Origin of the sequence: Empedobacter sp. UBA5036 (assembly GCF_002415215.1) — a bacterium.
Taxonomy (GTDB): Bacteria; Bacteroidota; Bacteroidia; order Flavobacteriales; family Weeksellaceae; genus Empedobacter; species Empedobacter falsenii_B.
Window position 1 is genome coordinate 23,791 of the sequence record NZ_DICC01000075.1, and the last position, 20,178, is coordinate 43,968.

The 20,178-nt window shown below is 31.3% G+C and carries 22 protein-coding genes, 2 tRNA genes and 2 pseudogenes; 11 read left to right on the forward strand and 15 right to left on the reverse strand.

Annotated elements, in window-relative coordinates:
- The first annotated feature begins 2 nt into the window (after positions 1–2).
- Both B4J88_RS14760 and B4J88_RS14765 read left to right on the forward strand, forming a co-directional pair.
- Entirely contained in the window at positions 3–1,250 is a 1,248-nt protein-coding gene (locus tag B4J88_RS14760) for a DUF1015 domain-containing protein (RefSeq protein ID WP_125350117.1), read from the forward strand.
- 3 nt (positions 1,251–1,253) lie between these two features.
- On the forward strand, positions 1,254–1,913 hold the full coding sequence (locus B4J88_RS14765; RefSeq protein WP_291067979.1) for a YggS family pyridoxal phosphate-dependent enzyme: 660 nt from the start codon (positions 1,254–1,256) through the stop codon (positions 1,911–1,913).
- A gap of 86 nt (positions 1,914–1,999) precedes the next feature.
- Here the strand turns inward: B4J88_RS14765 and B4J88_RS15235 are convergent, their stop codons facing one another.
- The 11 genes and pseudogenes from B4J88_RS15235 to B4J88_RS14815 form a co-directional block, all read right to left on the reverse strand.
- Positions 2,000–2,152 (reverse strand): RidA family protein, encoded by a 153-nt coding sequence (locus B4J88_RS15235; protein WP_125350124.1) that lies wholly within the window; start codon positions 2,150–2,152, stop codon positions 2,000–2,002.
- Positions 2,153–2,373: 221 nt separating this feature from the next.
- Positions 2,374–4,782 carry a TonB-dependent receptor domain-containing protein gene (locus tag B4J88_RS14770; protein ID WP_291067981.1) on the reverse strand — a complete coding sequence of 803 codons (2,409 nt, stop codon included), beginning with the start codon at positions 4,780–4,782 and terminating at the stop codon, positions 2,374–2,376.
- Positions 4,783–4,914: 132 nt separating this feature from the next.
- Positions 4,915–5,631, reverse strand: coding sequence for an iron-sulfur cluster repair di-iron protein (gene ric / locus B4J88_RS14775; protein WP_280049706.1), 717 nt, complete (start codon positions 5,629–5,631; stop codon positions 4,915–4,917).
- 78 nt (positions 5,632–5,709) lie between these two features.
- A complete protein-coding gene (locus tag B4J88_RS14780; RefSeq protein WP_280049705.1) occupies positions 5,710–6,120 on the reverse strand; it encodes a c-type cytochrome in 411 nt (136 codons plus the stop codon).
- Positions 6,121–6,140: 20 nt separating this feature from the next.
- A complete protein-coding gene (locus tag B4J88_RS14785) occupies positions 6,141–6,707 on the reverse strand; it encodes an SCO family protein (RefSeq protein ID WP_280049704.1) in 567 nt (188 codons plus the stop codon).
- A gap of 18 nt (positions 6,708–6,725) precedes the next feature.
- Positions 6,726–7,541 (reverse strand): formylglycine-generating enzyme family protein, encoded by an 816-nt coding sequence (locus tag B4J88_RS14790; RefSeq protein ID WP_280049703.1) that lies wholly within the window; start codon positions 7,539–7,541, stop codon positions 6,726–6,728.
- A gap of 35 nt (positions 7,542–7,576) precedes the next feature.
- Positions 7,577–8,596: pseudogene (gene nirK / locus B4J88_RS14795) on the reverse strand (copper-containing nitrite reductase); the annotation flags it as partial.
- A 12-nt stretch (positions 8,597–8,608) separates the two neighbouring features.
- The gene (locus B4J88_RS14800) at positions 8,609–9,388 is read right to left on the reverse strand and encodes a methyltransferase domain-containing protein (RefSeq protein ID WP_280051305.1); all 780 of its coding nucleotides are present in this window, start codon (positions 9,386–9,388) and stop codon (positions 8,609–8,611) included.
- Entirely contained in the window at positions 9,369–9,821 is a 453-nt protein-coding gene (locus B4J88_RS14805; RefSeq protein WP_280049700.1) for a hypothetical protein, read from the reverse strand. Before B4J88_RS14805 ends, B4J88_RS14800 begins: the two co-directional genes overlap by 20 nt.
- 56 nt (positions 9,822–9,877) lie before the next feature.
- Positions 9,878–10,318: an RrF2 family transcriptional regulator gene (locus tag B4J88_RS14810; protein WP_280049699.1), complete on the reverse strand. Its 441-nt coding sequence runs from the start codon at positions 10,316–10,318 to the stop codon at positions 9,878–9,880.
- 104 nt (positions 10,319–10,422) lie between these two features.
- Complete coding sequence (locus B4J88_RS14815) at positions 10,423–10,875, reverse strand: hemerythrin domain-containing protein (RefSeq protein WP_280049698.1); 453 nt, start codon at positions 10,873–10,875, stop codon at positions 10,423–10,425.
- 148 nt (positions 10,876–11,023) lie between these two features.
- Between B4J88_RS14815 and B4J88_RS14820 the strand changes: the two genes are divergently transcribed.
- The 5 genes from B4J88_RS14820 to B4J88_RS14840 all read left to right on the forward strand — a co-directional run bounded on the left by B4J88_RS14820 (position 11,024) and on the right by B4J88_RS14840 (position 15,459).
- The gene (locus B4J88_RS14820) at positions 11,024–12,061 is read left to right on the forward strand and encodes an o-succinylbenzoate synthase (RefSeq protein WP_291067983.1); all 1,038 of its coding nucleotides are present in this window, start codon (positions 11,024–11,026) and stop codon (positions 12,059–12,061) included.
- A complete protein-coding gene (locus tag B4J88_RS14825; protein ID WP_221855293.1) occupies positions 12,058–12,669 on the forward strand; it encodes a DUF1684 domain-containing protein in 612 nt (203 codons plus the stop codon). The genes B4J88_RS14820 and B4J88_RS14825 overlap by 4 nt, the downstream gene beginning before the upstream one ends.
- Position 12,670: 1 nt before the next feature.
- A complete protein-coding gene (locus tag B4J88_RS14830; protein ID WP_291067985.1) occupies positions 12,671–13,693 on the forward strand; it encodes an AMP-binding protein in 1,023 nt (340 codons plus the stop codon).
- 262 nt (positions 13,694–13,955) lie between these two features.
- Positions 13,956–14,828: a tetratricopeptide repeat protein gene (locus tag B4J88_RS14835; RefSeq protein WP_291067987.1), complete on the forward strand. Its 873-nt coding sequence runs from the start codon at positions 13,956–13,958 to the stop codon at positions 14,826–14,828.
- Between the two features lie 250 nt (positions 14,829–15,078).
- Positions 15,079–15,459: a hypothetical protein gene (locus B4J88_RS14840; protein WP_280038239.1), complete on the forward strand. Its 381-nt coding sequence runs from the start codon at positions 15,079–15,081 to the stop codon at positions 15,457–15,459.
- A 48-nt stretch (positions 15,460–15,507) separates the two neighbouring features.
- Here the strand turns inward: B4J88_RS14840 and B4J88_RS14845 are convergent, their stop codons facing one another.
- Positions 15,508–15,846 carry a hypothetical protein gene (locus B4J88_RS14845; protein ID WP_114999401.1) on the reverse strand — a complete coding sequence of 113 codons (339 nt, stop codon included), beginning with the start codon at positions 15,844–15,846 and terminating at the stop codon, positions 15,508–15,510.
- A gap of 115 nt (positions 15,847–15,961) precedes the next feature.
- Entirely contained in the window at positions 15,962–16,714 is a 753-nt protein-coding gene (locus B4J88_RS14850; protein WP_038337013.1) for a tetratricopeptide repeat protein, read from the reverse strand.
- 78 nt (positions 16,715–16,792) lie between these two features.
- Between B4J88_RS14850 and mce the strand changes: the two genes are divergently transcribed.
- Together mce and B4J88_RS14860 are read left to right on the forward strand one after the other, a co-directional pair.
- Positions 16,793–17,191 (forward strand): methylmalonyl-CoA epimerase, encoded by a 399-nt coding sequence (mce, locus tag B4J88_RS14855; RefSeq protein WP_219034454.1) that lies wholly within the window; start codon positions 16,793–16,795, stop codon positions 17,189–17,191.
- Between the two features lie 76 nt (positions 17,192–17,267).
- Positions 17,268–17,341: transfer RNA gene (locus tag B4J88_RS14860), tRNA-Ile, on the forward strand.
- A gap of 261 nt (positions 17,342–17,602) precedes the next feature.
- Here B4J88_RS14860 and B4J88_RS14865 read toward each other — a convergent pair.
- Both B4J88_RS14865 and B4J88_RS14870 read right to left on the reverse strand, forming a co-directional pair.
- The gene (locus tag B4J88_RS14865) at positions 17,603–17,857 is read right to left on the reverse strand and encodes a helix-turn-helix domain-containing protein (protein ID WP_114999405.1); all 255 of its coding nucleotides are present in this window, start codon (positions 17,855–17,857) and stop codon (positions 17,603–17,605) included.
- Positions 17,858–18,142: 285 nt separating this feature from the next.
- Positions 18,143–19,243: a Fic family protein gene (locus tag B4J88_RS14870; protein WP_291067990.1), complete on the reverse strand. Its 1,101-nt coding sequence runs from the start codon at positions 19,241–19,243 to the stop codon at positions 18,143–18,145.
- 244 nt (positions 19,244–19,487) lie between these two features.
- Here B4J88_RS14870 and B4J88_RS15240 point away from each other — a divergent pair.
- A pseudogene (locus B4J88_RS15240) lies at positions 19,488–19,598 on the forward strand (hypothetical protein); the annotation flags it as partial.
- Positions 19,599–19,777: 179 nt separating this feature from the next.
- Positions 19,778–19,851: transfer RNA gene (locus B4J88_RS14875), tRNA-Ile, on the forward strand.
- Positions 19,852–20,178: the final 327 nt, after the last annotated feature.

Below are 20,178 nucleotides of genomic sequence, written 5' to 3' on the forward strand. Positions count from 1 at the left end.
AAATGCCTCAATTTAAACCATTCAAAGGAATTCGACCTACAGAAGAAACTTCTCAAGAATTTGTGACGCTTGCCGTTAATCAATATTCGAAAGAAGAATTGGATTATTATATCAATAACAGAGAAAACTCTTTTTTGCATATTATTTTGCCAACTTGGGACGAAACGATTCAAGATCCGAAAGAGAAATTCAGAAAAGTTCGTGAGAATTTTGAGGATTTTATTTCGAAAAAAATATTAACGCAAGACAAGTCGTCTTTTTATATTTATCAAGTCATACAGCCTGATGGACGCGAAACAAAAGGACTTTTAGGCTTGGTGAATATTGATGATTATCGTCAAAATAAAATAAAAAAGCACGAAGAAACTTTGGAGCGTCGTGTGGAATTATTTGCTGATTATTTGAAAGAATCTCATTTCCATGCGGAACCTGTTTTGTTGACCTATAAACCTGCTCAACGTGTAGATTTGTTGATTGATACGGAAATGAAACGCAAGCCGATTCTGAAAATAGAAGAAGAAAACGGAACGCAACATTTGTTGTGGAGAGTTGATAATCGTTTAAATTTAAAACAATTAAAAGATTCAATCGAAAAATTAGACGAATTGTATATTGCAGATGGACATCATCGTATGGAAAGTTCGGAGCGATACACAAAATTTGCGGTTGAAAATTCGAAAGATGAAGTCTATGGTGATGAAGCTTTTAATTATACGTTAGCACTTTTAGTTTCGAATGAAGATTTGATTATCAATGATTATAATCGATTAATTAAAGATTTAAACGGCTTAACTCCAGAAGCGTTTTTAACTGCTTTAGAAGCTGATTTTGAAATTATTCCGAAAGGTGATGAATTAGTTGTGCCAACCAAAAAACATCATATTGTGATGTATTTAGATGGTCAATATTATAGTTTATATGTCAAAAATAATTTATTGACAACCGAAGGTTTAAGCGAATTGGATACTTATATTTTCGAAGAAAATGTGATGAAACCAATTCTAAATATTCAAGATTCTAAAAAGGATAAACGCATTCATTACGAATGTGGTACGCGCAATAGAGAAGGAGTAGAAGCGCTTAAAAATAAAGTTGATCATCACGATTATATTGCAGCTTTTGCTTTTTATCCAGTGGATGTGAAGGATTTGCAATTGATTGCGGATTTAGGGCTTAAAATGCCACCAAAAAGTACATATATCGAACCAAAACCATTAAGCGGTTTTGCTGTATTTGATTTGAAAGAATAAAAAATGAGTATTCAAGAAAATTTAAAAACAATCGAAGCTACAATTCCTGCTCATGTGACATTGGTAGCGGTTTCTAAGACAAAACCTGTGGAGGATTTGCAAGAAGCTTATGCGGCTGGAATGCGAGATTTTGGTGAAAACAAGATTCAAGAAATGTGCGATAAATACGAAGTTCTTCCAAAGGATATACGTTGGCATATGATTGGTCATGTGCAAACCAATAAAGTGAAGTATATGGCGCCTTTTGTGCATTTGATACATGGAGTTGATAGTTTAAAATTGTTGAAAGAAATTCACAAACAAGCCGAAAAAAATAATCGCGTAATTGATGTGTTGTTGCAACAATTTATAGCAGATGAAGAAACAAAATTTGGCTTGGATGAAGAAGAAATTCAACAGATAATGCAAGAAGAAATTCAGCATTTACCAAATGTTCGCGTAGTTGGATTGATGGGAATGGCAACGTTTACGGAAGATGAAAGTCAGATTCATGAAGAATTCCGTTCTTTAAAATCTAACTTTGATTCATTGAAATCTATTTATCAAAACATTTCTATTTTATCAATGGGAATGTCAGGAGATTATCAAATCGCGATAGAAGAAGGCAGTACAATGGTTCGCATTGGGAGTTCGATCTTTGGACATCGTAATTATTCGATTTAACAGAATAGTATTGCAATACAAAACCCCTGAAATTTATGTTTTAGGGGTTTATTATTTATACAACAATTTCTAAAAAGGTAAAGTGTTTAAATTGACATTTCCACCAGAAATACATGGTTTTTATCGCTATTAGCTTCATGTAATATCGTTTCGATATTTTTAAAAACTAAGTTAGTTTGCTCTAAAATTGTTAACAGAATTTTTTTGGTTTCGCAATCTATTGGTAATTGACCAGAAATAGAATTCCATTATTCTATACATTGTGAGTAGTGTCCATTTGCAATTGGTATATTTTCTGTTTGAATAATTTTCTTATTGGTTTTAAATATATCTTTATATCAAGATATATTACAAGTATATCCAAATTAAAAAAACTATTGATAGAATTGGATCAATAATCATTATAAAAAAATAAAACCTGAACAGATTTGTTCAGGTTCTATTCATTCAGGAATAAATTTTAACCATTTCCTCCACCGCCTCCGCCGCTTTGTTCTTGGTTAGATTTTGAGCGTTCTATATTAAATTGTTTTCCGAAATTGTAACTAATTCCAATACGATACATTCTGAAAGCTTGATTAACTCCCATATTTGTTACGTTGTTAGACGTACTTGTGTAAGTTCCATTTTTATTTTCGAAAAGGTTAGAGATATTTGCCGAAAGTTGTAATTTCTTTTTAAATACCATTGCTCTCATACCAATGTTATGACGCATAAAATCTCCAAATTTGTCTAATCCATCTGTACTTTTTGTATAATATGAATAAGTGTAATTAGCAAAAAGTGTTTTCTTTTTATTTAAATCTAAATTATTTGTAATTCTAAATTCCCCATTCATTCCGTCTAATGTATAATTCATTTCAGGAATTTTACTGGTTGTTTTACGATAGAAAACATCTGCCGAAGCATTTACTTTCCACCATTTATAAGGTTTTACGTTGATGTTTTCACTTAAACCAATACTATATGTTTTTCCAATATTATAAGGCTTAGAAAGTGTAATCTTGGTATCAGGATCCATGATGCTTACTTGTTCAAAAAGATCATTCGCATTGCGGTAATACAAACTTGTTACCAATAAATCTTTATACGCATGCTCTAACTCGAAATTATTCGAATTAGAAGGCGTCAAATTTGGATTTCCTTCTGAATAATTATACTCATTTTGTTTCGTTCTTCTTGGATTTAAATACCAAATAAATGGACGATCTACACGACGACTATAGTTTAATGTAAACGAATGATTTTCCGATGATTGATACATCAAATAAGCGGTAGGATATAAGCCGTCATAAGTTTTTTCGTAATTATTTTTCGGATCTTCCATAATGCTTTTCACTTGTGCATGCTCATAGCGTAACCCAACTTTTCCTGTCAGCTTTTCACTCAATTGTTTTTCTACCGAATAATACAATGCGTAGACATTCTCTTTGTAATTGTATTTGCTTGCAAAATCGGTATCTTCATGGAAATCATTATTCGGGTTAAGTTTTAAAAATCGTTGATTTTCCGCTTCATCTGTTGCCCAACGTAAACGTATCCCGTAATTCATTTTCCACGAATTAACAGCATGCTCCATATCGATACTTGCATTGAATCGGTTTGAAGAGCCGTCATTTAAGCTATAATTATTTTCGTATTTACCAGGAATTTCAGCCCAATTCGGATCAAATTCATTGCTAATATTTTTGTTATTGCTATCGTTTCCGTTATTCGAATAATCAAAATCGAAGGTCAACTTTTTACCTTCTGTTTTGAATTTTTTGATGATATGGTAATTTAATCCCAAATAATTCCAATTCCATTTTCCACCATCCCAATTCGTCGTCATATAACGATTTGTTTTGTTGTTCACTAAATCGAAAATATCAATGACTGAATTTCCTTTACTTTCTCCTTTACCATCTGAAATATCTAAATTGAAACCTGTAATTAAGTTGTCATTGATTTGATAATCAATACCAATTCGACCACCATAATAATTGTTCTCATTTTTATTAATTCCGTCCGAAGTCCATTTTTGATCTGGATATAAAGTTGTGTTTTTACTTTTACCATACCAATTTCCTTTACCACTATAAATATTAGAGGTTAATGTCCATTTTCCTTTGCGGTAATTGATATTCCCGTTCAAATTGAATCCACCGTATTTTTGCTGGTTGTATGAAGTCGAAATAGAACCATTCAAACTTTCTTGTTTTGCATTTTTCAATACAATATTGATGATTCCACTGTTTCCTGTCGCATCGTATTTGGCTGGAGGATTTGTAATGACTTCAATTTTTTCAATATCTTCTGTTCGAATGGTTTTTAGATAATTTGACAATTGTTCACTGCTCATTTGCATTAATCGGTCATTAATCATGACGCTTACTGAACCTTTTCCTATAATCGAAATAGCATCTGTCGCTTCTTCCACCTTTATACGTGGCGCAAGTTTCAATGCATCTAAGGCATTTCCACCTTTTGCACCTTCTGCTTGATCGACATTGAAAATTAATCGGTCTACTTTCTTTTCAACTAATTTTTTTTGACCTGTAACAACAGCTTCCGTTAAGGTTACATTTTCAGTTTTAGGAACTAAAATAATTCCTAAATCCGTATGATTCATAATCGTGAGAGAGGATGAATGAAGTAAAATTCCAGCTTCTTCAATTCTATACGTATAAGTTCCTTCTTCTAAAATAACCGTAAAGTGCCCATTTTTGTCAGTAGAAATTTCATCTATAATTTTTTCGCCTTGAAAAATGATTACATCTGCTAACGCTATTGGAGCTTGATTGGTATATTGAAAAGTTCCTTTTATTTCTTGTTGAGCAAAAGTATGAACAGATGCAATACAAATAATTGGAAGAAAATATTTTTTCATTTATAGGGTTGTTTACAAATAAGACGAATCAATCATCAAAAAGTTACAAAACTATAAGTGAAAATATCTTAAATAATAATGAATTAAAGAATCAAAAACTCCCAATAAGGGGATTATTGGGAGTGAATAAACTTATTTAAGTTCTTTTTCTAATTGAATAGATTTTGGAAATAGAATGTTGTTTTCGATGTGAATATGAGTATGCAAATCATTCTCGAATTCTTCTAACATTGCATAGGTCACGCGATAAGTGTTACACGCATCTGCTGGTGGAGTGTAATGATTGGTAAGTTCTGCAATCCTTGCAAAACGATCACCTTCTGCGGTATGTTCATGTTCCATCATGTGAACTGGATTTTCAACTGTACCAAAATGAGGAACTTCTAATTCTATTCCTCTTTTCTTTGCATGAGTCATTTTTTTGATAAATGGAAAAAGAATTAATTCTTCTTTTTTTAAATGAGCACTCAAATCTTGAGCTGTTTGATTAAATAAAGCGTTTATTTCATAAAGTACTGGATGTCTTTCACCATGAACTTTGCATAATTTGTCTAAGAAAGCGAGTAAAACAGGTATTTTTTCTTCCACATAAGCATGGTGAGTTTTTTCCACATATTCTACCAATAAATCCAATGGCCAAGATTTGAAATCGATGTTATTATTCGATTGATTTGGAATATTTTCTAATTCGTTGTAAATCGTTTCGGCATCGACAGTTTTGTCTTTACACGCATCTTCGATTGTTCTTCCTCCACGGCAACAAAAATCAATTCCATATTTTTTGAAAACTGCAGCAGTTCTAAAATCTTCTGCAACCATTTCTCCTATTAAGTCTGTTCTAGTGTTCATAATAAAATACTTTTATATCCTTTATTAATTTAAATTTTTTTGAAAAACTCCCCAACCTATGTCGGGGAGTTATAGGGATTATTTTTTCAATGATAAAACATAATCGATCATTTGACCAGCTTCATCTTTTGTTACTGTAGAGTGAGGTGTCATTGGAATATCGCCCCAATTTCCTTTTCCTCCTTCAATAATTTTTGATGCCAACATATCACGATCAGCTTCTGTATATTTTGCTGCAACATCTTGATAAGATGGTCCAATCAATTTTGTGTCAACTGTGTGACAAGATAAACAGTCTGCTTTTTCAACTAAGTTTTTTCCTTTTTCAGCACTTGTTAATTCTGCTGCTTGAGGTGCTTCAGCTGGTTTTCCAACATCAACAGTTGAATAATCAATTTCGCTATCTGTCGATTTTTTGTCTTCTGCTTTGTTGCAAGAATAGAACGACACCGCAACAAGAGCGGCCATCATAAAAGTTAATTTTTTCATTTCGTAATTTTTTATTGTTCTTAATTTAGTTGTTTTTTTATAGCATCCACCGTTTCATCAATGTCAATAGCTAAGCCTTCTTTTTGGTGAACTAAAATACCTTCTTTCGAAAAAACGCTGATAATGTTTGAATGAGAGAAATCGATTGGAGAAATTTGTTTGTATTTCATTGCCAAGCTATTTGCAAATTCACGTGTATTATCTTCAGAGCTTCTCAAAAATAACCATTGTTTATTATCTATTTTATTATTTTTTAGAAAATCGGTCATTTTTTCTGGTGTATCTGTTTTAGGATCAATAGAAACCAAAACATAAGTCAAGTCTTTTCCTTTGTAATTGACTTTTGTTGCGATGTCTTTCATGTCCAATGTCAATCGCGGACAAGCCGTTTTGCATGAAGTATAAATCATCACTACAGTCAAAACTTTTCCTTTTAATTCTTCCAATTTGATTTCATTTCCATTTTGTGTTTGCCATTCGGATTGCAAATTGAAAATCGATTCAGAATCAGTTACGGTTGTTTCCGTTTTTGATTGACAAGAAAACAACACAATTAGTGGAAGCATAAGGAATAGAATTTTTTTCATCTTATTCTATTTTATAGGTTAATTAATATCTTTTGCACAACGGAATCCTAAATTGTTGACCGTGTAATTAGCTTCAATACTACCTCTTAAAGCGAAACGAATAAAGGCAGCATAATTTTTCAAATCTGATGAGGTAACCGAAGCACCAGCACAAAAAAGCGTTTCATTTACGGTATTGTCTTTTCTAGATTCACCAGAAAGCATAACCGAATTAAAATCATCTGTCCATTCCCAAATTAAACCATAAAGGTCATAAACACCCCAAGCATTTGGTGAAAACTGTTTGACAGGTTTCGTATAACTCATTTTGTTTTGATACAATTGAAGAATACGTTGGGTAAAAGCCGGATCTTCTGTTGCGTCTTTCATTTGTTCGTCTGCACGTGCAGTATATTCCCATTCATCGATTGTTGGTAAACGTTTTCCTACACTTTTGGCATAAGCTTTTGCAGCAAACCACGAAACATTTGTGACAGGCGCATCTAAGCTTACTCCTTTTGGAATCTCATAATTGGATGTCCAATGTTTCAAATAAGTACTATCGGCATAAATTCGTTTTACTTGGTCTTTTGTCCATTGCGGATTTGCCTTTAGAAATTTGATATACTCGCGATTTGTGACAGCCGTTTCATCGATATAAAACGATTGCACTTCAACTAAACTATCTTGATTTCCAACAAACGGTTTATAGAAACCACCATCAACTTTCACCATTTTTTTATCATCTTGGATAAAAGCTAAAGTGGTGGTTTCATTTTTTTGTTCTGTTGTTGTCGTTTTAGAACAAGATAAAAGTGAAATAAATACGGTTAATATAACGATTAAACGGTACATATTAATTGAACTGAGATTAATTATTTATTTGACTTAAATACTTTTGGATTGTCATTTCCATTGACTTTTATTTTTCCTAAAGCACCTTTATTAAATGCTCTGAAAATAGCATGATCCACAATTACATATTCACCTGGAACAGTAGCTTTGAACTCTACAATAGCAGCTCCACCAGCAGGAATAAGTGTTGTTTGAACATTTTCGTTTACTAAACTTCCACCTTCAGGATATACGCGATCGAAAATTTCTCCAATTAAGTGGAAAGATGAAGTTAAGTTAGGACCTCCATTTCCAACAAAGAAACGAACGGTTTCGCCAACATTAGCTTGCAATTCATTGTCGCCTAATAATCCTCCAGTATTTCCGTTGAATACAACATAATCAGGTGTTTCAGCAATAGCTTTATTCATGTCAAATTCTTGCATTCCTTTGTCGCCAAAGTTTCCTTTTACATAGAAATCTCCTTGCATAATGTAGAATTCTTTGTCAACTTTTGGTAAACCACCTTCTGGTTCGATAAGGATTAAACCATACATCCCGTTTGCGATATGCATTCCAACTGGAGCAGTAGCACAGTGGTAAACATATAAACCAGGATTTAATGCTTTAAAATTGAATACAGCTTCTTTACCTGGTGCAACAAATGATGCTTCAGCTCCACCTCCAGGACCATTCACTGCGTGAAGGTCAATATTGTGTGGAAATACACTGTTTTCATTATTTTTTAGGTGAAATTCAATCTCATCCCCAATTCGTGCTCGAATAAAACTACCAGGAACTGTACCTCCGAAAGTCCAAAAATTATATTGCGTACCATCTGCTAATTCTCCTGTTTTTTCGATTGTTTCTAAACGGACAATTAATTTTTTAGCCGCTCTATCTCCGATTGGTTCAGGAACTAATGGTGGAGAAGTTAATTTTGCTTCTTCAGCTGCCTCATTCGAAATAGCGATTGTTTCAGTGTCAGTAGTTTGAGTAGATTTTGTTGTTTGTTTACAAGCTGTCATTCCGAAAGCTAAACAAACCATTGCAAAAGGGATTACAAATTTTTTCATGTGCTTGATCTGTTAAGTTGTTTTTTTAGCCATAATTACTGTAGCGCAAAGATGCTCTTCGTATTTTTTAAATATTTTTTTCATTTTAATTACACGCTCTCTAATTTCAGGTTGAGTTGCAATGTTTTTGACAATAGTCATGAAACCATTAAATCCTTCATCGTCGATTAATCGAGACGGTTCTAGTAAGTGCATTTCTGCAGTTTCTATTGTGATAATTTCAAATCCTTCATTTATTAACCTATTTTTCCATTCTTCTATGGTTAATGGTCGTGCATTTACTTTCATGGTTTCAGCCAATTCTCGTTGAATCTCTTTTTTGATTTCTTCTGAAATCAGATCTGGTTTTAATGCTAACTCATGAATGGCATAGATGCCTTGATTTTTTAAAATACGAAAGGCTTCTTGTATGATTTCACTTTTTCGGTGATCAGCATGCATTGTCAACATAGCTTCTCCATAAACTTTTGTCTGACTTTCATTGTCCAATTCCGTCTGAGCTGCGTTAGCTAATTTGAACGTTGTTTTCTCATTTCCGAATTTAAGATTTAAGTCTTTTACAATAGCTTCTTCTAAATCAATACCTATATAGGTTTTCGGATTTTTTTGAAGTGTAATATTTGCTGTATAACCTAATCCTGGCGCAAATTCTACCACATGATCCGTTGAATTAATATCCAATAATTTGATCATTTTATCGGTCATTTGTTTCCCTCCAGGGCGTAATACTTTTTTTCCGACTTTAGCCAAAACCCAATGTCCTGACATTTTTTCAATAGAATCTTTGCTCATTTTTTTTTGTAATTAATGTGACACAAAAGACAATTAACATTAGCAATTTTAAACTTTCTGCATAAATGAAATAGTCGTGTAAAGGAGTAGGAGGTAAGCCTTTTCCTGTCATTAAAATGTCTGCTCGAGCATCCAAAACAGGTAACATCCAAAATTTTTCAAGACATAAAATAATCGTTAGAATAATGACACAAATTTTCATTGGATAGTTGATTTCTTTTCGGTTGATAAAAAATAGGAGAAGGATAATTCCTAAAAGTACAAATTGAATAATTGTTGAAATTCCAAATGTGATTTTTCCTAATTCTAATGCAATCGGTAAAGTCATTCCAGTGACTTGAAATTTTAAAGGCGTTTCAATAAAACTTATGCTGATAAAAATTCCTATCCATAAGAAAAGAAGCGCAAATATAAAAGGATGTTTTATTTTCATTAGTTCGGTTTTAAATTTATAAAAGACTTATTTATCCGATTTAAAATTAAATTTTTTTATTCAAAATTCAGTCTTAAAAAAACATTTTTTGTTTCCAATTTTTCAACTAAATCTCGAATAGTTGTCGATTCTAATAATTGTTTTAAATTGTTTCTTATTCCTTTAAATTGATCGTGTAATGGACAAGGACTTGTTTCCGAGCATTGTTTTAAACCTAATGCACAACCGTTAAAAATTTTATCTCCGTCAAATTCTTTTACAATATTCGCCAATGAATTATTCAAATTGGTTTCATTTAAATGAAAACCGCCTGTTGGTCCTTTTGTCGATTGCAATAAATCTTTTCTGGTCATTTCTTGTAAAATTTTCGCAATAAAATATTCAGGCGAATCAATTCCTTTTGCAACATCCTTGATGCTGATCTTGTTGCCGTCTTTTGTTTGTTGAGCTATAAAAGTCAACGCCCTAATTGCGTATTCACAAGTTTTTGATAACATTCCTTAATCTTTTTTTACACTACAAATATACGCTATATATTTAATAAAAGAGTAAAAAGTGTTTTATTAAAACTATAATTTATATCATGTTTTAAAAGGAAGGTTTATTTCCAGAACTCGTCGTTGTAATCGTCTTCAACTTTTTGATGTGATTCCTCTAATTTTAATCCAATAGCAGCAAAATCGTCTTCATTGATATATTCGTCCAAAAATGGAAACCATGCACGTTCTTCAAATCGGATATGATCATGAAGTTTTGTTGCAAAATCACTTAATAAATTTGTGTCAGGTTGTTTGGCAATTAATTCAATTAAACGTTCGATTTCGATATGTTCTGCCTTAATTTGTGTATTGTGTTGTTCGTCCGAAAAAGGAAAGATAATTTGTTCTTCTTCTTTGAAATGTTCTTTTAGATGACTTTTCCAAAAGTAATCGACATAAGTTGCCATGCGTTCTGGTTCAATGTTTTTATTTAAACCTTGTTGTATTTTCCAACTGCACAGTAAACCAAAATGATGATCTTTTGACAAAAGAACAATATGTTGATTTCGTTTCATAGTAATTGATTATGGTTAAATAATTAATTAAAATTACAAAATATTTCGAATAAAACACTGAATGAGTTAAGTTTATATGAAAAAGTTTAATTTAAAAAGAACTTCTGTTTCATTTGAGAAATTCTTGAACATTGATTAATTTTGAGGAATGAAAGCAAGTTTTGAACCGTACAAATTGATTTTTAAACAAGCAAGTGGTACTTCACGCGGAGTGTTGACCGAAAAACTGACTTATTTATTAACCATAGAAGAAGGAAAAAAATATGTAGGAGAATGTGGTTTATTCCAAGGGTTGAGTTTTGATGATCGACCTGAATATGAAGAAAAATTACATTGGGCATGCGAGAATATTGATTTAGGAATTGAAACATTATGGAGTCAATTGAGAGAATGGCCTTCGATTCAATTTGGATTGGAGCAAGCGTTTCAAAGTATGTCAGCCAATCGATACAATGATCATTACGATGATTGTTATAATCCTAATTTGTATGAATCATCGTTCTCATCTGGTGATGTCGGAATTCAAACTAATGGTTTAATTTGGATGGGTTCGATTGATTTTATGCGCGAACAAATCAAAGAAAAATTAGCGATTGGTTTCAACTGTATCAAGTTGAAAATCGGTGTTGATTGGGAAAATGAGCATAAGATTATTCAACAATTAAGACAAGATTTTTCTGCAGATCAATTAGAATTAAGAGTAGACGCGAACGGAGGTTTTACGTTTGAGGAAGCAAAAGTGGTGTTGCAACAATTGGCTGATTTAAAAATACATTCGATTGAACAACCTATCAAAGCTGGACAAGTAGAGTTGATGGCAGAGTTATGCGCTGCTACACCAACACCAATCGCATTGGACGAAGAGTTAATCGGAATTGTTCATCAAGAAGATAAATTCAACTTATTAGAAAAAATCAAACCGCAATATATTATTCTAAAACCAAGTTTGGTTGGGGGAATTAGAGGTTCGTTGGAATGGATTAATGCAGCAGATACATACGAAATTCCGTTTTGGATAACATCAGCATTGGAAAGTAATATAGGCTTAAATGCTATTGCACAATGGACAGCGATTTTATATCCAGAAATGCCACAAGGATTGGGCACAGGAGGTTTGTTTACAAACAATTTCCCAAGTCGATTAGAATTAAGAGGAGAATATTTATTTCGAAACAAATTAGCATGAATAAAGTAATTATCGCATTTTTTGCAACAATCGTTTTAATGAGTTGTCAAACGACAAAAAAAACAATTGATTTAGTTGCAATTCAAAAATATCAAACCGAATTGGCGACTTTTTATACTGATCTTAAAACGACGCCATTGGTAGACGAAGAAAAAACGAATTTCAAAGGCATTACATTTTTTCCGATCAGCGAAAAATATATAGTGAAAGCGAAATTTACGCCAATCAAAGATGGAAAGGTGATTCCGTTTCCTACTTCTGCGAAAAAAATCAAAAATTACAAAGAATACGGAACGGTAACGTTCATGTTGGATAATGTTGAACAAACGCTGACGGTTTATCAATCTTCACCAATTATGGAGAAATATGCAGACAGTTTGTTTTTACCTTTTATGGACGAAACAAACGGCGTGACGTCTTATGGAGGTGGACGTTATTTGGATTTGAGTACAAAGGATTTAGGTACAACAGCCAATGAAATTACGTTGGATTTTAATCAAGTGTATAATCCATATTGTGCATATAGCAAACATTACAATTGTCCCATTCCGCCAGCGAATAATGTGTTGGATATCGAAATTAATGCAGGTGTAAGTTATCATAAATAGAATGTTGTATTTAGATTTTTCTCAACCTAACTATGATGTCAACGCTATTGAAGTTACCAACGAATTTGAACAATCCATAAAAGATTTTTTGGTTGAATGGTTTTCTGATTCTGAGGTGATGATTGCGCATACTTCGGGGTCTACTGGAACTCCGAAAGAGATTATTTTGACCAAAGAGAATATGCGAAAAAGTGCGAATATGACGGGAAAACATTTGCATTTAGAGAAAGGAAATTCGGCTTTATTGGTGATGCCTGTTACTTATATTGCTGGAAAATTGATGTTGGTTCGTGCAGTAGAAATCGGATTGAAATTGATTTGTATGCAACCAACTTCTCATATTTCTTTGAATGAAATTAATAGTGGAATTTCGCAAAATTTTACCTCGATTGATTTTGTTGCGTTAACGCCTATGCAAGTTGAAAATTCGTTAGATTTTGTTTCAAGATGTCAGAAGTTAATTATCGGAGGAGCGCCTCTTTCGGAGAAAGTGAAACAAGAATTGTTTGCTTTTGAGAACGAAGTCTACGAAACGTATGCAATGACGGAGACGATTACACATATTGCGTTTAAACAAGTTGCGAATCAAAAATATCCTAATGCAGAACAAGTTTTTGAAGCGTTTGATGAGGTAAAGATTTCACAAGATGAGCGAGGTTGTTTGGTGATTGATACGCCTTATGATGGATTGCAAGTTGTAACGAATGATGTGGTTGAATTGATTGATACACGAAAATTTAACTGGATTGGTAGAGCGGATAATGTGATTAATTCGGGTGGAATAAAATTATTTCCAGAACAAATAGAAAATAAGCTGAAATCGTTTATTCATTCTGATTTTTATATTACCTCAAAAGCAGATGAATTATTAGGTCAGAAATTAATTTTAGTGGTAGAAGGAGAGGAGAGGAGTTTAGATTTTTCTTCAGCAGATTTAACCAAATACCAAGTTCCAAAAGAGATTGTTTTTATTCCTACATTTCCTCGAACGGAAAGTGGTAAAATAAAACGACAACAGTTTTAAGCATAATTTTGTCGTGTGTTTTGTTCTAAAATTAGTCAATTCGAGTGATTTTTCGAAATAGTACTTTGATAAACTCAGTATAAGAATGAAGAAAAATTTTATCGAGAATTAAGACGAATATTATCTTCTAAAACCTTATTCTCGATACAAAATTCTTACAGAATTTCACTCGAATTGACGGGTTTATTTAAAACTGATTTTTATTTTGTTCGTGGATTTTACCTAAAAATAGCTTAATTTTAGTACTACTAAAACTTATACTGTGGATTACAATCGACTTTTTAATGATATTTTTTTCTTGATTTTTGATGATGAAATGGATGAGAATCAATATCCCATTTGGAAAAGTTTTTCGTTTATTCACAATCCGATTCAGCAATTAATTAAAGCGCAAGATTTATTAAATCAGTTGCTTCACGAATATCCAAAAGATAAAAAAGCACTTTTTCTGAAAGGAGTTGTTCAGCGCAATTTAAACTTCAACGAAGAATCGATTTTATATCTTTTAGAAGCGAAAAAGGAAGATTATTACTTGTATGCAGCGAATTTCTACATTGCCGAATATTATATTCATAAATTGAAATTTGAGGAAGCACAAAAGTATTTGAAAGAAATTGAAATTGTGTATCCTACCAATCAACGTTTTCTTTTCTTATCGATTTTAGTGAGTTTAGAATTGTTTGAATTTGATGAAGCTAAACGATATTTGAATATTTTGTATCAATTGGTTGAGGATAAACAAGTTTTAGAATTATTGAGTAAAAACCTTCAGATTACTGAAGAAATTGTCTTGAAAACGACGAATCGATTGGTCTTAAAAAATTTCAAGTTGAGAAGTTTTAATTATAATCTTCAGCTCAAAACAAATTTGATTGCTTTTTATAAGAATTTCGCTGATATCGGGGTTAATTTTAATGGAATCAATTGTTTTATTATGGCACTTACCTTGAAGCAAATTACGTTGTATCCGACGTTTCATAATCTTGAAATTTATAATGTTCAAACGATTTTAGATTATATTGATGTTGATAAAAAAGGGATTCAAATGCGCTTAGAAGACATTGATTTTGACCATGATTTTGTCAAAAATTACCACGAATATTTAGAAGTCGAAATTCTATTGAAAGAAGATTAGTTTTTTTACTCAACTACATTTTTCTCAAGGAAATATTTTTGTTGTGATCTTGAATCGAGTTGAAGATGACTGAAGTAGTTTAGAATAATCTGAGATTCTTCGACAGGTTTAGAATGACAATAATGTCAAGTTGAGTTTATTTCAGTTTTGCATAAATAGATGAAGACTTTTCTATTGAAATGATAAATAGGAAACATGAATAAAAGTAAACAATCAGAAAAAAAACTTTAATTTTGCTAAAATTTATAAGATGGAATTTGTTCAAGATAAGGAAGAAGTTTTTGATAACGTCGAGTTGTTTTTAGAAAGTCTAGAAGTTGGAACGGATGAAGAAAAAAAGAAATCGATTCAGTTAATCAAAAAATCGAAAACATTTTTGGTGATTGATGCGGATGAGGTGATGGTTTTTGCGCCAAGTACATTTATTGGCATTAAAGAAAATAACATTCAGCAGTTTACAGGGAAGCTATTAGAGCACGAAACCAATCCTATTCTAACGAAATTGTTCGGTTCTACGCCAAAAATTGATAAAACTTTGGACGAATTATTTTTAGATTTTTGCGACGAAATAGAAGTTAATCGCAATGATGTTGGGATTTCCCGAGACTATTGGATTATAAAAGATATGTAAAAAAAGAGCTTTTCATCTACAAGTGAAAAGCTCTTTTTTCTTAAAATGTTAAAGGATAACATTGATTTTTGCTTTGCTAATAGGTTTTATTCCAGTCAAAGCACCATCAATTTCGCACTTCAACAAACCACTTCCTCCACCATAATGATGGATTTGCTTTATAGTAGGGAAATAAGTGCTTATCCATTCCTCCATTTTCTCTACCTCCGAAGCACCAATTCCACTACTGTATAATATTATTTGGACGTTGTTTGTTGATACGTATCCTTTCAATTCTTCTTGTGAGCAGGTACAAAATGCTTTCCAGTTTTCATTTTTGTTAATCACGCGTTCTAACGTGTCTACAATTTCTTTGTTTTTACCATAAACGGCGATTTGTACTTGCATATTAGATTAATTTTAAGGCAAAGTAACAACATAACGCATGGTCTAACATTGATTTACGATAAGAAATAAAAAGACATAAAAAAAAATCGTTCCAATTCGAAACGATTTCTATGTTTTATTGTTGATTTTCTAATTGTGCTAATCTTTCGGCAGCTAAATAAAATTCAGGATTCAACTGCAATGCTTTTTTGTATTCCTCTACAGCTTCGGCTTGTTTCTCAAATTTTTCTAGGATTGCGCCTTTGTTGTAGTATGATAAGAAATGATTTGGATTTAACTCGATTGATTGATTAAAATCGTTTAATGCATTTTCTAAATCATTCAATACAAAATAAGTATTTCCTCTGTTGTAATACGACAAGAAATGTGGTTTCATTTCAATTACTTTCGAATAATCTTCGATTGCTTTATCCAATTGTTGCAATTGATCGTAACAAAATGCACGATTGTGGTAACATGATTCGTAATCTGGATTAATTTCTAAAGCTTTATTGAAACATTCGATCGCCTCATCGTATTTGTTCAAATTCATCAATACATAACCTTTTTGATGATAAGCTACAAAACTTGCCGGATCAATCTCAATTACTTTATCAAAATTCTCAGCTGCTTTTGTTGGATTATATTGATTAAAATTTGCCATTCCTCTGTAGAAATAGAAGTTTGGATTTTTATCATCTAATTCAATTGCTTTATCAAAATCTTTGATTGCATCTGTATTTTGTTTCATATAATATTGGCTCAATCCACGACCGAAATATGAATTTGCCACTTCTATTTGACGCTTAATCGATAATGTAAAATAATCAATCGCTTTTCTATACTGACCTTTGCGGAGATATTGACTCCCATCTTCATAAAAACTCATAGTTCAATATTACAACAAACTCTTTAAATTTTAAATAAAAAATTTTAGAAAAGTTTATCTTTACGCAAAACAACACACATGAAAATAGAACATTTAGGGATTGCCGTTAAAGATTTGGGATTATCGAATGAATTGTTCGAAAAATTATTAGGAAAAGCACCGTACAAAGAAGAAGCAGTGGAGTCGGAAGGTGTGAGAACCTCTTTTTTTGAAGTAGGCGAATCGAAGATCGAATTGGTCGGTTCTGAAAAAAATGATAGTGCTATTGAAAAATATTTAGAAAAAAATCGCGAAGGAATTCACCATATTGCTTTTGGAGTAGATGATATCGAACTCGAAATAGAGCGTCTTAAAAATCAAGGGTTTACTTTTATCAATGAAACGCCAAAATTAGGAGCAGATAATAAGCGTATTGTTTTTTTGCATCCTAAAACAACAAATGGCGTATTGGTAGAGCTTTGCGAAGATGTAAAATAATTTTGAAGTTCAAAAAAATAGCTTTAATATTGCAAACGAATTAGGTGATAGCTTCCTTTTTATTGCTTAATTCTCTGGTCCTATAACTCAGCTGGTTAGAGTAGCTGACTCATAATCAGCAAGTCCTTGGTTCGAGCCCAAGTGGGACCACAAAAGCACCTTTTAAAAGGTGCTTTTTTTATTTAATTATGCTGATTATTAATAGTTTATCATTTTTACTACATTTTAAAATCACCATTTTTTATCATTGTTTTGATACCCGTTTGATACCCATTTTATATACTAGCTAATAATTACTATTGTTTTTCAAAAGAAAGTGAAGAGCTTCCTAATTCTAAATCACTAAGGATTTAATCTTTCCTAATTCAGATTTTAATTAATAAGATAAATTTAGTTTTACGTAATTTATTATTAATACATAGATTGATTGTTATCTAAGTTTTCAATTTTATCAGAAACAAATTGATTGATCGATTTCATTTCGTCAAAATATTGTAATACTTTCAAAAGAGTTTCGATAGTAGGATTCTCTCCGTTTTCAAGTTTAACAATTGTTAAGCGTGAAAGAGCTAATTCTTTTTGTGTTAAGTGTTCTGCTTTTCGCATCTTTTTACACCATGCTCCAATTGAATTTTTCACATCTTTTATTGTTGTAAAATCTAACATAAATGTATATTATAATAATCAAAAATACGAAATATAAACGATATGTATATTTTAATATACTTTATTTGCCAAATCCTCAAATAATTTTACTTATCAATGAAATACATTTTAAACAAGTATATCATAGGAATTTTTAAAACTTTAAAATATAAACAAAATGTCCAGTTTTTTAATGAAATAACTGGACATTTCTATTCTTTAAATTGAGTTTTAAGTATTGGTATTTAGAGTTTTAAATCTAGTAATCTATTTTTCACCTCTTATGGTTTTATTGAATAGGTGAAATTAAATATTCAACTCATATCTAACAGAACGTCCTGCACCTTCAGTAATCAATACTTTTTTTTCAACTAAATCTTGTAAATCACGTGTAGCCGTAGCTTTTGATGTTTTTGTTATCGAAATATATTTCTTTGCTGACATTCCGCCTTCAAATCCTTCTGCTCCTTGATCCAACATTTTGATAACGACTTTTAGCTGACGTTCGTTTAAAAGAGGTTTTGTTTGATCTAAAAACTTCGTTTTATTTAAAATAAAATTGGTTATTTTCTTTGCTTGGATTTGTGCATCAAGAATAGTTGTAGAAAAATACAAAATCCAATCTGTAATTTCTAATGTTTGCTGAGCATCTTTCAATGCTTCGTAATAATTCTTTTTATCCTTTTCAATCGTACTTGATAAACTCATGATTAACGGACGATTAAAACTTTCTGCTAAACATTTTTCTGCAATAGCACGTCCAATTCGTCCATTTCCATCTTCAAACGGATGGATTGATTCAAAATATAAATGTGCAATAGATGCTTTAATTAATGCATTTTTAATATCGATTGGTTCAACTTTGATTTCATTATACCAATTGACAAATTTTTGCATTTCTGTTGAAACTAATTCTGAAGGAGGAGCTTGATAATGTATTTTTTCACGTCCATATGCTCCCGAAACAATAACCATTGGCTCTTCACCGATTCTATAATTTCCTGCATTAATAGAAGTAGAATTTTCGAATAAGATTTTATGCCATTCTTTTACTAAATCTTCTGTTAGTTCAGTTTTAAAGTTATTACGAACATCGACCATTAATTCACCTATTCCACGTGCATTTTTATCTTTTATATGGCTAATAGAAGAATGAATCCCAATTTTATTTTTAATGGATGACATTACATCTTGACGGCTATAAAATTCGCCTTCAATCTCAGAAGTTTTAATTGCTTCATCAATCATAAATTGAATAATCGTTTCTTGCTTGATATCTTCGGGCAGGGTATCAATCATTCCTTTTAATTCGCCTGTTTTTAAAGCAAATTTTATAACTATTTGGTCAATTACAGATGAGTCATATTCAAAATTTGCCCAATTTTTATATTGCCAATTGTATTTCATGAGCCGATTATTTAATCTAATTGGCTCAAATATAATAAAAATATGAGCCGATTAATAAATTTATTTAGCTCATTAAGTTCATTAACATCAATTAAACATTTTAAATTCACTATTTTACTTCATCTTTCTTAGCCCAATTCTAAATAAGAAAATCATCATTCTTATAAAATAGATTTGACTTTTAAAACGTATAATTATGAGTCAAATACAGATTTTGTTGGTTTATAATTGAAAGAATAAACTCAATAAAAATGAAGAATCATTAATTCAGATTTGCTGTTATCAGAATGGAAAGAGAACATATTTTTCGATAGGTCAATTATGTTTAATAAAGTATAATGTTAATAAACCATAATTTATTTCATTTTAATCAAATTAAGGATTATAAATATTATAATAAAAATACAACACTATTATATTGTAATTGAATTTGTTGTGAAAAACATTAAAATTCTTTTATTTTTAACTTGTTTTTTATGTTTTAGATTTTATATATTTGCATTCAAAATAAAAGGTATTATTCTTTTTATTTTTGGTCCTATAACTCAGTTGGTTAGAGTAGCTGACTCATAATCAGCAAGTCGTTGGTTCGAGCCCAACTGGGACCACAAAAGCACCTTTAAAAAGGTGCTTTTTTTATGTCTATAATTTTTAATTTTATTTATAATTTATTGTAAATAAAGTTTTTATGTTTTTTAAGTAAGCTTGAAAGATTTTCTTCAATAAGGTAATCCCAATTTATTTTTTTATTTCATTTAACGATGAGCCGATTATTTTGATTAATTGGCTCAAAAAAGTATGAATTATGAGCCGATTAGTAGTTTTTGAGGTTTCAGATATATGTATTTTACGATGTGAATGAGACTAAGACTAAGACAAAGACTAAGGCTAAGGCTAAGACTAAGGATGCGGTTCTGAAACGAGTTCCTTTAGAT